Genomic DNA, 16,448 nt, shown 5'->3' with positions numbered 1-16,448 from the left:
GCGGATAATAGAAGATGAATATCGTAAATACATTCGAAAATTTCCGCACCAAAATCATTTTTTTGGCGGTTTTAGTGGGTGCTGTACTGGTAATACAACAGTCCAGTTTTGCTGCTGTTCCCACACGTCAAATTATCAGTAATATGGCGATTGGTGAATATACTGAGGAAGGTTCTACTGTTGTTCAGGTCAGCCGTTCGAACTTGGTTCAAACCACGATTCTGCCTGTTTATTCAGTCAATTTAACGGCAAGCAATACAAAAACTGTTGTTGCGGGGCAAACAGTCTATTTCAATCATACACTGAGCAATACGGGTAATGAGGTCGATCAATATACCTTTGCTGTCACCAATAATACTGGCGATAGTTATGATTTGAGTAATTTTTCCGTATTTTTAGATAAAAATAATGATGGTGTACCAGATGGTGCGGCAATAACATCTTATTCTTTAAGTGCGGGTGAATCTGTTGGTCTTATTGTGTCGGCGAATGTGCCGAGTGGGGCGACTGTCAGTCAGAATGGTTTATTAACATTAAATATCACATCTTCAAATAATGCCTCGGGTACTAAAACCAATATCGATACGACTACAGTAACCAATCAATCTGCTTTAGTGGTACGTAAAAAGTTTTCTCAAACCTCCGTAGCATATGGCGATGTCATTACAGTTCGTTTGGATTATCAAAACTTAAGTAGTGTTGCTACAGGTGTGGTGACGTTAACGGATACGCTGGATTCTAGTTTAGTGTATCAATCAAATAGTGGTGAAAACTGGAATGGTGTGACGGTTAATCCAAGTACAGGAAGTAACGATCCAGCAGGGATAAATTACAGTGTGACATCCAATGTGGTGAGTGCTGTATTGAGCAGCGTTGCTGCAAACAGTGTTGGCTATATTGAATTTAAGGTCAAAATAAATAAAGTAACGGCTGGGCCAATCAATAATACGATTGGCTTTCAATATGATCATGATAATAATAGCTCAACAGCAACCATTTCTGATTTAAGTAATACCGCAGTGGTTAGTGTTGCGCCAATTTATGCAGTGAAAATTAATGGTAGTGCCAGTGATGTAAGTAATAGTAGTACGATTGTTGCTACTCCGACCACACAAGGCGGCGAGCTGATTTTCAATAACTATGTTTGGAACAATGGAAATAGTGTTGATCAATTCAACGTTACTTTTACAGGTAGTACCTTTCCAACAGGAAGCCAAATTGAGTTTTATCGTGCGGATGGCGTAACGCCATTATTAGACAGTAATGGTGATGGAATTCCTGATACGGGTTTATTGTCATCGAGTACCAATTTACCCATCGTTGTCAAAGTGCGTTTACCAAGTAGTTATGCGGTTACAGCAGATACAACATTTGAGGTTTCACCTCAGGCTCAGTCTTTAGGCGATGTAACTAAAAAGAGTCTGATTAAAGACCAAGGGAATTTACTTGCAACCACCACGGCTCAATTGGTTGATTTGACCAATAGTCCTGAAAACAATGCTTTGGGTAATGGCAATGTTGATAATGCTGGCGCTGCTTGGAAAACGATAACGACATCAACCAGTATTAATCCAGTCGCTGGTGGTCAAGCAGTTTTTCCATTAAAAGTAACTCATACAGGTGTTGGAACAGAATATTTACTTAGTGCAAATGCAAGCAGTGATTTTACGAATTTGATTTTGCCTAATGGGGTAAATAGAGTTCGTTTTTATGTATCAGCAAATGGTTCAAATTGTAGTGTCTTGGGTGCTGAGACGGGTAAAACACTTTATTTAAATAATGGTGAAAGCCAATTGGTTTGTGCTGTTGTGGAAGTTGATCAACTTAATAACAGTGTGATTACACCCATTTATTTTCGTGTTCTCTCTACAAGCTTTGTCAGTGGAAATAACGGCAGTAATCCAAGTCAGGACACGATTAAAAATGCGATTACCATTCAAAGTGTAAATGCTGTAGCTAAAGTAGAATTTATGCCGAACTCCCGTGGTCAGGTTTCACCTTTGGGGACAGTGATTTATAGCCATACGTTAACAAATAATACGGATACAGATCTTACTGGGAATTATAGTTTTCTTGTGAGTAATGATCAGGAAGCATTTAACAGCACACTTTTCTATGATGTGAATGGAAATGGGGTGTTTGATGCGGGTGATTTAGTCATGAGAAGTTTGGCTGATTTACCAAGTGGCAAGTTAGCTGCACATCAGCAAGTGAAATTATTATTACAAGTGAAAAATATGGTGGCAAATAATATTGCTCAAGCCAATAACACCATTGTAAATCTAACCAATTCAACTAATGGTCAAGTCTTAGCATCGATAACCGATGTTACAACAGTCAATCAAGCGCAGTTGAAGCTAAGTAAATTACAAGCACGAGATTTTGACTGTAACGGTACAGCGGACGAAGCATACAGCACCAATACTTTGAAAATTGGTCAGCAAGCCAATGGTCAGGGACAGTGTGTGTTGTACAAAGTGATTTTGACCAATACGAGTGCAACGAGCCTTAATAATATATTTACTTTTAGAGACATGACGCCTGTTTATACTGTTTTATTTCAATCTCCAACTTGTACAGCATGTAGTGCTATGACTGCTCCAACTGTGGGGAATGCTGGTGCGGTTTCAGGGATATTAAACAGTGTAGCAGCGAATCAAAGTTACGAATTTAATTTTGGGGTGCGCTATGTTGGTCAGTAAGCCAAGAACACAACAACAAGCAGTCTTGAACCTTCATAGAGCAAGTATGATGAATAAATTTTTTTCTTGGGTATTAATGTTATTTAGCTATTTGATATTCACAAATAGTAGCTTTGCAGCACCACCAACGATTGAAATTTTTTCTGGCTCAGGTTCGGGACAAGGTCCAACGGCTAGCTCGGGTACACATACCTTTTTACTCAATAGAAACAACCCTTCCGATAATACTAATGAGACTTATGCACCGACTACAACGGTGAGTTATACGATTATCAATTCAACTTATAACACTGCTGTTTATTCTGGTCAGGGTTCAACAGCGAACAAACCCGAGTTAACATTCGGAGGTACAGGTGATGCTACTAATGTAACTGCAGTTAATATCCTTAGATCATTAAATGCAATTGGTAATGCTGCAAGTAATATGTTTGCTGCTTCTATTCAAAATGCCCCAACAGGTTGTAGTAATGGCATGGACAAAGTGGCTTGTCTAAGCAGCAGTGGGGGAATTGATGCAGCGGCGAATATGGGGGTTAGTTTTTTAGCTGTGACGAAGAGTTTGGTTAATGTAAATAATGCATACCGGAGTCGAGTGAAAGTCGGAACAGTACAGGTAGTATTCAATCGAGCAGTGAATAACCCCATTTTACAAGCAGCAGGCATGGGGGCATTTAACGGTAATTTAGGATTTGGTGCAGAATTTACTCTTACAAATAGTAATACCCCTGTTGTATTGAAGCGTTTAGCAGGTAATAAAAATTTTGCTGTTAATGGAAATGATATTGTTAATACTGCAACTCAACTTGGTTCTTCAAGTGCTGGCACTGGGACTGCTGGTCTAGGGAGTGGTGGAGGGGCAAGTGGTAGTATTTATATACAAGGAAAAGGGATTACAACTTTAACTTTTGATATTTATTTACGTGGTGATGGAGGGGCGTCATATGTGGCTTCAGGAGGAGATGCTTTTTATTTCGGTGTGTCCAGTATGGATGCTGACAGTGCTATTGCCCTTGTCAAAAGCCAACGTATAGGAGCAGCGGGAACTTTTGTACAGACGCAATTAAATAATGTTCCTAAAAATTCATTAATACAATACGAATTAGCCATTAGTAATAATACGCTATCAGATGCCACACTAGGTGGAACTGTTGCCAATTTACCCTTTAGTGATACGCTTCCAATCAGTTTAAAAGATGTTTCTATAGTTGGAACGCCAACTGTTACACAAGGTACAGGTGGCACAAACCCAGCAGCTACAACCTGTACTCCGGTTTTGACAGGTGATAATACTGCAGGTTGGAAAGTTTCAGGATTATTTAGCGGAGCAACAACTGCAACTTGTAAAATGATTATTCAGGGTACGGCATCAGTAGTAGAAACACTCATCAATACGGCGACAATTGAGTCTACATCATCAAATACACCAGTCAGTAGTTCAGTCAATGCAATTATTGTTGATCCAACCCCAGTCACAGCGGATGCAACTATTCTTGAAGCACGTTTTAATACTACGCCGAATTTACCCACGATTGTTCGAGGGCGAGTTGGCACTCAAACAATTGATATTAAAAATGAAGGTCCTAATAATGCAACCAATACGATAGCTACTTATACCGCAGCACCGCAAACAGGTGTGACAGTAACCTCAGTCAGTGTTGTTGGTGGGGCAGCTTGTGTGCTAAGCGGTAGTAATTGGACATGCCCAATCGGGAGTTTAGCAAACGGTGCAACGGCACAACTCTTGGTGACGTATAGCACAACCAGTGCTTCTTCTTTGGGTACTGCGCAGCAGGCAACAGTCAAAGTCGGGAGTAATGAATTTAACCCTGGTAGTGGTGTTGGTGAAACACTCTATAAGGTTTGGGGAACCAATGCACAAAATGAATATCGTAGAAATGGCGCATTTTGGGTGGGTTATGAAGGTACAGGTGGTATTGCAAAAGTGGGAACTTATGCGGATGAAAACTCCTCGATATTAGGTCCATGGCCTATTAACCAAGCAAGTCCTACAGGTGGATATTTGGTTTCAGGGAATAATGGAACCAGTGACTCTACTTATGCAGCATCGAGTACAACTTCTTCAGCAACGATTCAACGAATTATTACTGCAATGAGCTCAGATGTGAATGCGACCGTTCAACTCAATACGATTAATACTCCAGATATCGGTGATAACCGTAGAGCATGGGAATTTACCACAGGCGTATACATTCCAACATCACAAGCGGTCACTTTGTGTATTGGAAATACTGGAGTTGGCGTAGATGATGGTGCCTACATCATGGTTGATGGTACTGCTGTGACAAGTGTAAATGGTTATGTCTCTGGAGGCGTGACGGCAACAACAGCTGCGGCACTTAGTGCTGGTTATCACCGTATTACTTATCGTATTGTTAACCGTAATACTTATTCGGGTGGAAGTGAATTATCACCGGGTGGTTATGGACCTATTGGGCTATCGCTTAGTGGTAGTTGTTCAACAGCAAATTATGACAATGCAACAAGTAGTGGTGTTCCTGTAAGTATCAATATCATTGATGGTGCAAAAATTAAGATCGCTAAAAATTCAGTGAATGGCACGGGAATATTTAACTATATTAATTTGACAAATTTGGTGAACAGTACAACTGCTGTAACTACAGATTCGGTAACAACCGTAACAGCTGGAACTACTGTAACGTCAACCCAGCAGTTATGGGCTCAAACATTAAATTCAGATGTGACAGTGACTGAAAGTGCTTTAGCTGGATATGTTTTATCTGGTGTAAGTTGTCTTGATGCGAATAGCGGTGTAACAGGTAACACGGGGACTTTTTGGAGCTTGGTGAATAATGTAGTGACGATCCCAGCAGCACGTATTAAAGAAGGTGCAAATATTACCTGTACTTTTACCAATACGAAGCTTATTTATGTCGATATTGCGGGACGAGTCTTTGTTGATAATAGTGGCACAACGCTTGATACAACTAAGGCATATAATGCTATTCAAGATGCTGGTGAAGTTGGAATTGCAAACAGTACGATTCATTTAAATAACTGTAGTACAACACAATTGGCAACAACAGTAACGAGTGCAAATGGTGATTATGCATTTTCGATTGAGCAAAGTTTATTACCATCCTCTTTCTGTATTGTTCAACAGAATTTACCTGAATACATTTCAGTAAGTGGTACCAATGGCTATACCCGATCAACAGATACAATTGCGTTAACCAAAACCAGTGCGACAAGTTATACCGCGAACAACTTTGGTGATGCCGTTGTTAATGTCGTATTAAACGAAGATGGGCAACACACAGTCATTGCGGGTGATGTTACAGACTACCCTCATCGTTTAACAACACAAACACCTGTTCAGCTTATTCAATTATTGCAAACGCAAACTCAGCAACCTAACTCTAGCAATGATCAGCCATGGCAAGCCTTGATTTATCGAGATACGAATTGTAACGGTCAGGTGGATATGGGCGAAGTTGTATTTAGTCCAAGCGTAGCAAGTTCTATTGTATTACAGCCCAATGCGGATATTTGTTTGGTGCAACGAGTACATGCACCAAACAATGTGGTGGCCGGCTCACAGCATATTGGAACGCTTCAAGCAAGTTATCAATTTGCTTTAACAAATCCGGTACAGACGATTTCTGGGCAAACTATTAAGCGTCAGGATATGACACTTATTGGCAGTGCTGGCTTGGTATTGACAAAAAAGGTCCGTGCAGTTGCAACTTGTCCTTCGACTTCATCAGATGTGAATGCTTTTACAGTGACGAATCAGGCAAAAAAACAGGATAATTTAGAGTATGAAATTACCTATAAAAATAATAGTACCAAGAAACTTCAAAACGTGAAAATCAAAGATAGTTTACCAACAGGTACTAATTTTGGCAGTGCGAGTTGCAGTATTACACCTAGTGGAAATACTTGTAATTCAACCCGTTCTGGTGATTATTTGGAATGGAATTTGACGGGAATGTTAAACTCCGTTGCTACAGGGTCGCTAAGATTTTGTGTCACACAATAATTTTGAGAGTAAGCAAACTTTAAATAAACAAGCGCAACTGGAATACTAAAATAGATAAAGTTGGTATAAAAGTTGCTTTGCTTGAATCAATTCGTATTTAACGTAAAAAAGTGTGATATTTATCAACAAAAGTGTATTGAAATGATGTATTTTTGTAATTATCAGACGTTTATTTGAATAGGGTATCGAAAAAGTCGAAGCTGTAGTTCAAAAAATGGGATCGTGCGTTTTGGAGCAAGCAATATGTATTTAAAAAGTCAATGGAAAACAGGTCTACTTGCAGTGGCAGCTTTACTTTTAGCTGTGAATGCAAGTGCTGAAACTAAAGTCTCAAAAGACCCTGTCTCAGTAGAATTAAAAACTTATTTGGTGAGTGCAAGTGCGGATGGAAAGCCGACAGCTAAATTGGTCACCAAAGTTAAGCCGAATGATGTGATTGAGTATCGTGCGACGTATACCAATAACACGGCTGGAAAAATTAAAAATCTTGCAGCGACTTTACCGATACCGGTAGAAACTCAATTTTTGGCAAAGTCACAGCCAGAAAATGCGCAAGCAAGTACAGATGGTATGAATTTTGCCCCAATGCCTTTAAAGCGCAAAGAGGGTAACCAAATGGTGAATGTTCCGCTTAAGGATTATCGTGCATTACGTTGGACCATTGCAGAGCTTCCAGCAGGAAAATCTGTCACGGTTTCAGCTCAAACACGTATTAATAGCGAAAAAACCAAAAACTAAACAAATCGACATTAAATATTCAATCGGGGTAAGTTCCAAATGTCCAATCAAACACAACGTTTAAAGTTCACGCAACTCGCAGCATCTATTGCATTGGTTGCTGGCGGTGCTGCATTTGTTCCTGCAGCGAATGCTGCGGCACCAACTGCGGGTACAAATATTAGTAACATTGCATCTGCAAGTTATACCGACAGTACAGGTAATTCTAAAACAGTTACATCAAACGTAGTAACAACAACTGTTTTACAAGTGGCCAGCTTTACTTTAATCACAGATCAAACCAAAACTGCGAATGCTAATGGTCAAGTGTCTTTATCTCACACCTTAACCAATACGGGTAATGGTAGCGATACCTTTAACGTGGGTGTTGTGAATAACGATACACGTGATAGTACTGTAGATAATTATGACTTTACTGGTTTAAATGTTTATCTTGATGCCAATAAAGACGGTATTCCAGACAGTCAAACGCCTGTTACTGCTATAACTTTAGCTGCTGGTGAGTCGGTTAACTTAATTGTACAAGCCACAACAGCAAGTACTAATGTGACAGCTGGTGATCTTGGTAAGTTGACTGTTTCTGCAATTAGTGGTTTCGATACAAGTATCACTGCTAAAAACGTTGATACCGTTAAAATTACCAATGGTGCAGTCATTAGCTTGGTTAAATCTGCAAGTGTAAAAAATGTAGATGCAACTCAAGCGAGTACGACAGCGCGTGAAGTTGAATATAGCTTGGCTTATCAAAATACAGGTAACACTACGGCAACTGACGTTACCATTACCGACATACTTCCTGCGGGTTTAACCTATGTTGCTGGCTCTGCAACAGTCAATGGCACAGTATTAACGGATGCTGCTGATACAGATAAATATAATGTTACTGGTAGTGTAGTAACATTAGTTGTACCTACTGTTGTTGCGAACAGTGGTGGTGTTTTAAAATTCAAAGTTAGAGTCGATCTAAATACGCCTGCAGGCACTATTACCAACATCGCAGAAGTCGATCCAGATGGTCCTGGCACAGAAGGTAAAACACCGTCTAACCCGAATGACATTACAGTACTGGGCGTTAAAAAAGGTACAATTAACGATCGTACAGATGATGCTTATGCGGATGCAGATGCAACAACTGCGACAAATAAAGATAACCAAATTGTAATTGATACTATTGCTCAAGGTGTACCAGCTTTCTTTGGTAAATCAGGAAGTGGTGAACCGATTGTTATCCATAATACGGGTAATGTTACAGAAGTATTTAACATTACTGTGAATAAAGCTGCTTTACCGTCAGGCAGTATTGTTGAGCTGTTCAAAGCGGATGGGGTTACACCATTAACCGATACCAATGGTGATGGTGTTGCTGATACTGGGCCAGTAGCAAGCAATGCGGTATACCAAGTTGTTGCTAAGATTACGTTACCATCTGGGTATTCTACGACATCCGCAATCAATACCATTTTAACCTCGGTTCCTGTTACGAATCCGACCGCGACAGATACCATAACTTTAAGCATTGATAAAGTAACCGCTTCTACAGTGGATTTACATAATGGTGATTTAACGGACAATACAACAAATCCTGTAGCTGGTGCATCTGGTCAAGATACGGGGCAATATATTGATAAAAAATCAGCTCAGCCAGGCGTAGCCGTTAATTTCCCATTAGCGGTAAAGAATAGCGGTGCAAATGGAGATAACTTTAATTTATCTACAGCAGTTGCATTGCCTACAGGCTGGACAGTTCAATACTACCTAGCAGATGGTTCTGGTAACCCAACAGGTGCTGCAATCACCAATACGGGTAATATTCCCGCTGCTGGCACAGTTAAGTTTGTTGCTGTTGTCACATCTCCTGCAAATGCTCCAGCAGGTGACCAAGAAGTGATCTTCAAAGTTGCATCTCCTGCAACTGGTCTGACTGATGTAATGTCTGATCGTGTAACTGTAGAAACAAATCGCGTACTTAGCTTGCAAAATGATCGCACGGGTCAAATTGCTCCTGGGGGTACGGTAGTCTACAAACATACTTTGACCAACAACGGTAACATTGTTGAAGGTGCGACTGCTGGTAGTTTGCCATATACGATTACCAATGATCAGACTGCAAATGGTTGGGTAACCAGCTTATTTGTTGACTTAAATAACGATGGTATTGCGGATGCAAATGAGTTAGTCACAGGCAATGATCTTGCAAAATTTTTATTAGATGCTAATACGCTAAATTCTTCTGTAGGTGGACCTATCCTAAAAGGCTCTGCTGTTAACTTACTCATTAAAGTTCAAGCGCCAACAAATGCGACTGCTGGAACACCAAGTTCAGTTGTATTTACCATCTTGCCTACAGTGGCGGGCGGTCAGTCGGTTGTTTCTCTTGTGAATACTGATTTAACCACGGTGACGAATGGTCAAGTACGTTTGGTGAAAGAACAATCTTTAGCGAACTGTTCTAGTGGTGCTGCTACGGGTACTTATACACAAAATACAGTCTCTGCTAAACCAGGTGAGTGTGTGAAGTATAAGATTACAGCGACTAATGAAGGTAATGCTGATGTGACGAATGTCGTCATTAGCGATGCGACACCTGCGTATACTACGTTGAAAGTGATTGCAAGCGCTTCTCCAGTTGCAACAAATGCAACATTGAACACTTCAACTGCTGCTTTATTAGATGGTTCAACGGGTACAGTTGCTGCTGAGAAAACACCTTTAGCACCAAGTACAAGTGCGGTATTAGAGTTTGTCATTAAAGTTAATAATTAAGATTCATTTGATGATTGCTAATCGTTAATTATGAATTGATTAAGCATGTGAGCATTTGCTAAATGCAGGTGCTCACATCATATAATTTTAAAATTTGTTTTTATTTAGACTATTTAGTTAAAGGGTAGAGCGCTGTGCAGCGACTGAAGCAATTTCAAGTATGTCAGAACATGAGTTTCATGTTATCCACGTTGGCAATATCGATATTGTCAGCGCAGTACGGTCATGCGGCAAATATGCCTGAAGTCGGAAACACTATTCAGAATATTGCTTATGCAACGTATATCGCACCAAATGGTATACAACAGCAGTCAGTTTCCAATGCTGTAGAAGTCAGTGTCTCAGCATTATATGCAATTGCGTTAACGTCACCACCTGTACAGGATATTGAACCGAGTGTTCGTGTGATTTGGGCGAATACACTGTCAAACAATAGTAATGCTTCAGTGAATGTTCAGCTAGAAGCTGTAACTATAAATCAACTCAGTAATATTAAAATTTATATAGATAGCAATAAAAATGGTCAATTCGATGCAAATGATCAGCAATTAATAACGACTGTACCGTTACAAGTGGGGCAGAGCGTTAATTTGTGGGTTGTTGCCACAGCCAGTGCGAATTTAATCGAAGCGCAGCAATTTAATTTACCGATCAAGGCAACCGTTACTGAAGATCAAAATGTGACAGCCACAGCGACCAATAGTGCTGTGAGTTATGGCGCAAAATTAGTGGCCACAAAAGAAGTATTACAAAAGACGTTTGAGCCATCTGCTGTAGCAAATTATGACTTGAACTATACTCTAAACATTAGCAACCAAGGTCAAAAAGCAGCGAAACCGACAGATGTTATGGTGGATGGCCAATTACAGAAAATGGTGCTGTTGGTCGATGAACTGCCTGCAAATACCACGTTTAAATCGGCACAGGTCAAAAATGCTCAAGCTAAAATTTTGTATAAGCTTGCAAATGATCGTTACAGTACCGTTAGTCCGAATGATGTAAATCAAATCAATCAATTGGTGGTTGGATTTCCGCAAATTGATGCCAATACTACCGAGCAGGTTGATCTTGTGGTCAGTATGAACCGTAATATTGCCAAAACAACGGTGAATAATACCTATCAAGTGTCTTATGCGGTGACGGATAGCCAAAAAACGGTTTTGTCCAATACCGCTTCCACTGTTGTGGGCGGTGCAGCAAATATTAGTAACAACTCTGGCGACTTTAAAAATATTTTAGCCACTGGTAGTGTAAATAAGCCGCTTTATATTGCGGCTCAAAATGCCAGCTGCAATGCAGACCGCTATAGTTCAGATCGGGTCAGAATTCGGATTAAGTCAACCAAAACTGGCGATATTGAAGAAGTGACTGCCGTGGAAACAGGGGTCAATACCGGTGTATTCCAGTATACCTTGCCAACCACATTTTCAGATAAAGGCATTTCATATGACGCTGTGCTGCAAACGCTTAAGCGCGACCAAGTTGATATTCGTCTAACCGATTGTTTGGATACTCAAGGGAAATCCACAGGCACAATTACCGATATTAGTACCAACGTATTGATAGATCCGTATGGTACGGTATTTGATGCCAAAACAGGCAAGCCTGTTGCTGGGGCAACAGTGACGCTTTTAGATCAAAGTGGTCAGCCAATTGGGAATAATATTGCCTTTGCAATTGACCCTCAAACTGGGAATAAGGTTTCTATTCCAGCGACACAAGTTACAAATGATGCAGGTGAATTTGTTTATCCATTTGTTGAAGCGGGTACTTATAGTGTTGTCGTCGATACAAAAACAATTTCTGGTAACACACGCTATACCTTTAAAAGTGATACATCTGTATATCCAAGCTTTCCAGCAGATAAAGCGGTTGATTTAAAATGGTCGTATGCAGGACAGTTCACCTTAAATAATGGTGATCCTGCACTGAATATTGATATTCCAATTGACCCAGAAGCGCCAAACAGCAACTCATCGCTATTTGTGAAAAAGGCGGCATCGAATAAAACTGCAGAAATTGGCGAATTTGAAGAATATACAGTCACCGTGGCCAACCGTGGCACTATAGATTCAACCAATGTTGCCATTACCGATACATTACCGAGAGGTTTTATTTACGTGCAAGGTTCTATGCGCGTAGACGGAACCAAAGTGGATGATCCTGTTGGTGGTAAAGGACCTTATTTAAAACTTGGCTTAGGCACACTTACACCCAATAAAGAAGTTAAAGTTCAATACCGCGTTTACATTGGACCCAATGCGCTCAATGGCGATGGGATTAACCGTGTGCGTGCTAAAGATGCTCAAGGTATTGAGTCGAATGAAGCTGCTGCAAAAGTTGAAGTCGTACCGGGTGCCATGATTTCGGATGGCTTCATTGTTGGTAAGGTCTTCACTGACTGTAACCGCAATGGGATACAAGATCCAGGTGAGATTGGCGTGCCGGGGGTGCGGATTTATCTTGAAGACGGTAGTTATGTGATTACCGACAGTGAAGGTAAATATGATTTCTATGGTATCAGTGCCAAAACCCACGTTTTAAAAGTTGACCGTACCAGTTTGCCGCTTGCGTCTGAATTGGTCTTGATCAGCAACCGTCAAGCGGGTGATCCCAATAGCCGTTTTGTGGATTTAAAGCGTGGCGAGTTGCATCGGGCGGATTTTGCCATTACCGATGATACTTCGCAGTGCTCACAACCTTTGATGCAGCGGATACTTGATCGGAAAAAACAGATTGAACAAGACAATACCAATTTGGAGCAAGTGCTGCGTTCAGATTTAACCCTCGATCCGATTTTCTCTAAAGTGAGTGATGTACGTGGTCAGCCAGCCAGTGGCTGTATTTCCGCACAGGGTATTCAAGCCAACTGTAATCTTGACTTTTCTAAAGAGCAGATTAAAGAGTTAAAACAAGTTCAGTTTGAACCAGATAAAACAGGGATAAGACCTTCAGTTGCCTTACCTATCTCTGAAGCTTTAGTTATTCCGAATGGCTCACCCACAGAATTGATGAGCGCGGTGAAAATGATTAATTTGGAAACTGCTTTAGAAAGCGCTGCCAATAATCAATTAGAAATTTTGAACTTAAAAGATGGGCAGGTTTTGGCTTACCCTCAGACTTCTATTCAGGTGAAAGGTGCTGCGGGTACACAGCTACAGCTGTGGGTAAATGGCGAACAAGTGTCAGAAAAACGTATCGGTAAACGGGCCGTTTTACCGAGTTTGCAGGTTTCAGGTCTCGATTTTATTGGGGTCGATCTTCAGGCAGGCCGCAATACGATTGAAGTTCGTCAAGTGGATATGATGGGCAATACCCGCGACACAAAACGCATTGAAGTGATTGCGCCGGACCAATTAGATAAGTTGCAGCTTGAGCCAAGTAAAGCAGCAGCGCAAGCCAATGGCTATGACCGTTTTAATGTTAATTTAAAAATTGTGGATCGTCATGGCACTTTGGTTTCAAGCCGTACCCCAATTACCTTAGATAGCTCAATCGGTAAAATTGACTTATTAGACTTAGATTCGAAACAGCCCGGCATTCAGGTCTTTGTTGAAGACGGTACATTGGTTGTGCCGATTCAAGCACCGATTGAAGCTGGCGAGGGAACTTTATCGGTTGAGAGCGGCATTTTCCATGCCAGCACTCCTGTACGTTTCTTGCCTGATTTACGACCAATCATTGCTGTCGGTATGCTTGAAGGCTCAATTAATTTTAAAAAGTTTGATCCGAAACAATTGAGTGGTATCAATTCAAATGACGGTTTTGAAGAAGAGCTCAGTGAAATTTCTTCCTCTCATAATGGTCAACGCAGTACCACTGGACGGGCAGCATTATTCTTAAAAGGGCGGGTCAAAGGAGAGTATTTACTCACGTTGGCCTATGATTCGGACAAAGATAAAAATCAGCGATTGTTCCGTGATATTCGCCCAGATGAATATTATCCAGTTTATGGTGATTCAGCTGCTAAAGGCTTTGATGCGCAATCGACCAGCAAGTTGTATGTGCGTGTGGATAAAGGTCGTTCATATGCGATGTATGGCGATTATGTGACCCGTACTGAAAATGACGAAGGATTATCTTTAGGGCAATATAACCGTTCTTTAACCGGTGTCCGTGGTGCAGTAGAAACAGATAAATACAAAGTGACTGCATTTGCAGCCAATACCAATACCCAACAGGTTGTGAATGAGCAACGCGCAATGGGTATTTCTGGCCCTTATGGTTTGGGCAGCGTGAATGCGCAAGACATCCGTGACAATAGTGAAAAAGTCGAAGTGGTTACCCGTGACCGTAACAATCTTGGACTCATCATTACGCGCACGACCTTAACCCGTTTTACCGATTATGAAGTGGATTCTTTTAGCAACAGTATTTATTTAAAAGATCCTGTGCCAAGTGTTGATGCAGATCTGAATCCAGTTTACTTGCGCATTACCGTGGAATCTGACCAAGGTGGTGAAGAGTACACCGTTGGCGGCATATCGGGTTCAATGAAAATAACTGAGCAGGTTAAAGTGGGAGCCGCTTATGTCAAAAGCGATAACCCGCTTGCTCAAGATCAACTTGCCAGTGTGAATACGGTGGTTAAATTTGCCAATGACAAAGCTAAATTCATTGCTGAATTTGCCCGTTCAGAAAGTGTGAATGATGGCCTTGATCGCTTAACGCCGATTAATGCTGAACCCGATGCATCTGGAAAATTATCAGGCAATGCGGGGCGGATTGAATTAAATTATGCTTATAAAGACTTGGAGATGAAGCTTTATCATAACCAAGCGGATAGCGGATTCTATAACACCGCTGCATCTATTACTGCTGGCCGTAAAGAAAGTGGCATTAAAGGACGTATTCAGTTAGATAAAATTGGTTTAGCCAAATTAGAAGCGATCCGTACCGAAGATCAGTTAAGCGGTGTAAATCAAGGGGTTTCGGCAAGCATTGAGCGGGCGATTAACCGCATCGTGGCGGTAGAGCTTGGCTTAAAATATTATGATGAATCAGCTGATCCAGCGACGTTGAATACCACGCAAATTGCCCCTTATCATGGCACGTCGGTTCGGACAAAATTGACGGGGCAGCTGCCTTGGCAAGGTTCCAATGTCTTTGCTGAATACGAGCAGGATATATCGGAAGCAGATCGTCGTGTTTTCGCTTTGGGCGCAAATTATCAGATTAATACCAAATTAAGAGCATATGGCCGTCATGAGTTGGTCTCAAGTATTAATGGCTTGTATGATTTAAATAGCAGTCAGCGCCGTAATGTCACTGTTTTTGGTGTTGACAGTAAATATAACAACAATGGCACTGCATTTAGTGAATATCGTGTGCGTGATGGCATCAGTGCACGCGAAGCTGAAGCGGCCATTGGTTTGCGCAATCGCTGGGAAATTGAAAAAGGCTTTTATGCCAACACCAGTTTTGAGCAAACCAAAGCATTGTCCAATGCCAACAACCGGAGTTCAGACAGCACTGCAGCATCCTTAGGGGTGGAATATTTGAAAAATCCGAACTGGAAAGCTGTTGCGCGGATTGAAGCGCGCTGGGCAGACCAAACGGATACGCTGTTGAATAATTTAGGGCTTGCTTATAAATATTCGGATGATGTGACCTTATTGGCAAAAAATGTCATTAGCCAAACAGACAGTAAGAGCCAAAGTAGCGGAGACCGTTTGGTTGATCGCTTCCAGCTTGGTTTGGCATACCGCGATACTGAACGCAACCGTTTTGATGCGTTGGCGAAAATTGAATACCGTTATGACAATAATCAAACAGATTTAACTAATTCTTACTTAAAGCATGTTTATATTTTCTCCAACCATTTGAACTACCATCCAACGCAGGATTTGACTGTTTCGGGTCAATATGCAGTAAAAAATGTCAACACCACCTTCTCTGGATTAGAGTCCAGCGGTATGACCCATATGTTGAGTGCGCGTGCCATGTATGACATTAATGAACGATGGGATGCAGGGGTGCATACGGGTGCATTGTGGTCCAATATGAGTTCGGGGCAACGCATTTTGTTGGGTGCTGAAGTGGGTTATTTGGTGGCTGCAAATTTATGGGTTTCTGGTGGCTATAATTTCTCTGGCTACAAAGATGATGATTTGGTGGAGAGTGACACCACGCTTCAAGGTGCCTATGTGCGTTTTAGATTCAAGTTTGATGAAAACTTATTTGCCAGTAAAAATACTTTAAGAGAACCTTAAACGTGTACTATG

General features: G+C 41.1%; 5 protein-coding genes. All 5 read left to right on the top strand.

Annotated elements, in window-relative coordinates; translation table 11 throughout:
* The first annotated feature begins 14 nt into the window (after positions 1 to 14).
* The 5 genes from B9T24_RS08300 (at position 15) to B9T24_RS08280 (ending at position 16,436) form a co-directional block, all read left to right on the top strand.
* Positions 15 to 2,702 (top strand): hypothetical protein, encoded by a 2,688-nt coding sequence (locus B9T24_RS08300; RefSeq protein WP_086165343.1) that lies wholly within the window; start codon positions 15 to 17, stop codon positions 2,700 to 2,702.
* Positions 2,689 to 6,723 (top strand): SdrD B-like domain-containing protein, encoded by a 4,035-nt coding sequence (locus B9T24_RS08295; RefSeq protein ID WP_086165342.1) that lies wholly within the window; start codon positions 2,689 to 2,691, stop codon positions 6,721 to 6,723. Before B9T24_RS08300 ends, B9T24_RS08295 begins: the two co-directional genes overlap by 14 nt.
* 243 nt (positions 6,724 to 6,966) lie before the next feature.
* Positions 6,967 to 7,461 (top strand): hypothetical protein, encoded by a 495-nt coding sequence (locus B9T24_RS08290; protein ID WP_086165341.1) that lies wholly within the window; start codon positions 6,967 to 6,969, stop codon positions 7,459 to 7,461.
* Between the two features lie 39 nt (positions 7,462 to 7,500).
* Positions 7,501 to 10,224, top strand: coding sequence for a beta strand repeat-containing protein (locus B9T24_RS08285; RefSeq protein ID WP_086165340.1), 2,724 nt, complete (start codon positions 7,501 to 7,503; stop codon positions 10,222 to 10,224).
* A 179-nt stretch (positions 10,225 to 10,403) separates the two neighbouring features.
* The gene (locus tag B9T24_RS08280) at positions 10,404 to 16,436 is read left to right on the top strand and encodes an SdrD B-like domain-containing protein (protein ID WP_228145701.1); all 6,033 of its coding nucleotides are present in this window, start codon (positions 10,404 to 10,406) and stop codon (positions 16,434 to 16,436) included.
* The last annotated feature ends 12 nt before the right edge of the window (positions 16,437 to 16,448 follow it).

This window comes from Acinetobacter sp. ANC 4654 (genome assembly GCF_002135425.1).
In the GTDB taxonomy this organism is placed as follows: domain Bacteria; phylum Pseudomonadota; class Gammaproteobacteria; order Pseudomonadales; family Moraxellaceae; genus Acinetobacter; species Acinetobacter kyonggiensis.
Note: the sequence above shows the minus strand (reverse complement) of the source record. Positions and strands in the feature narration are given on the sequence as shown.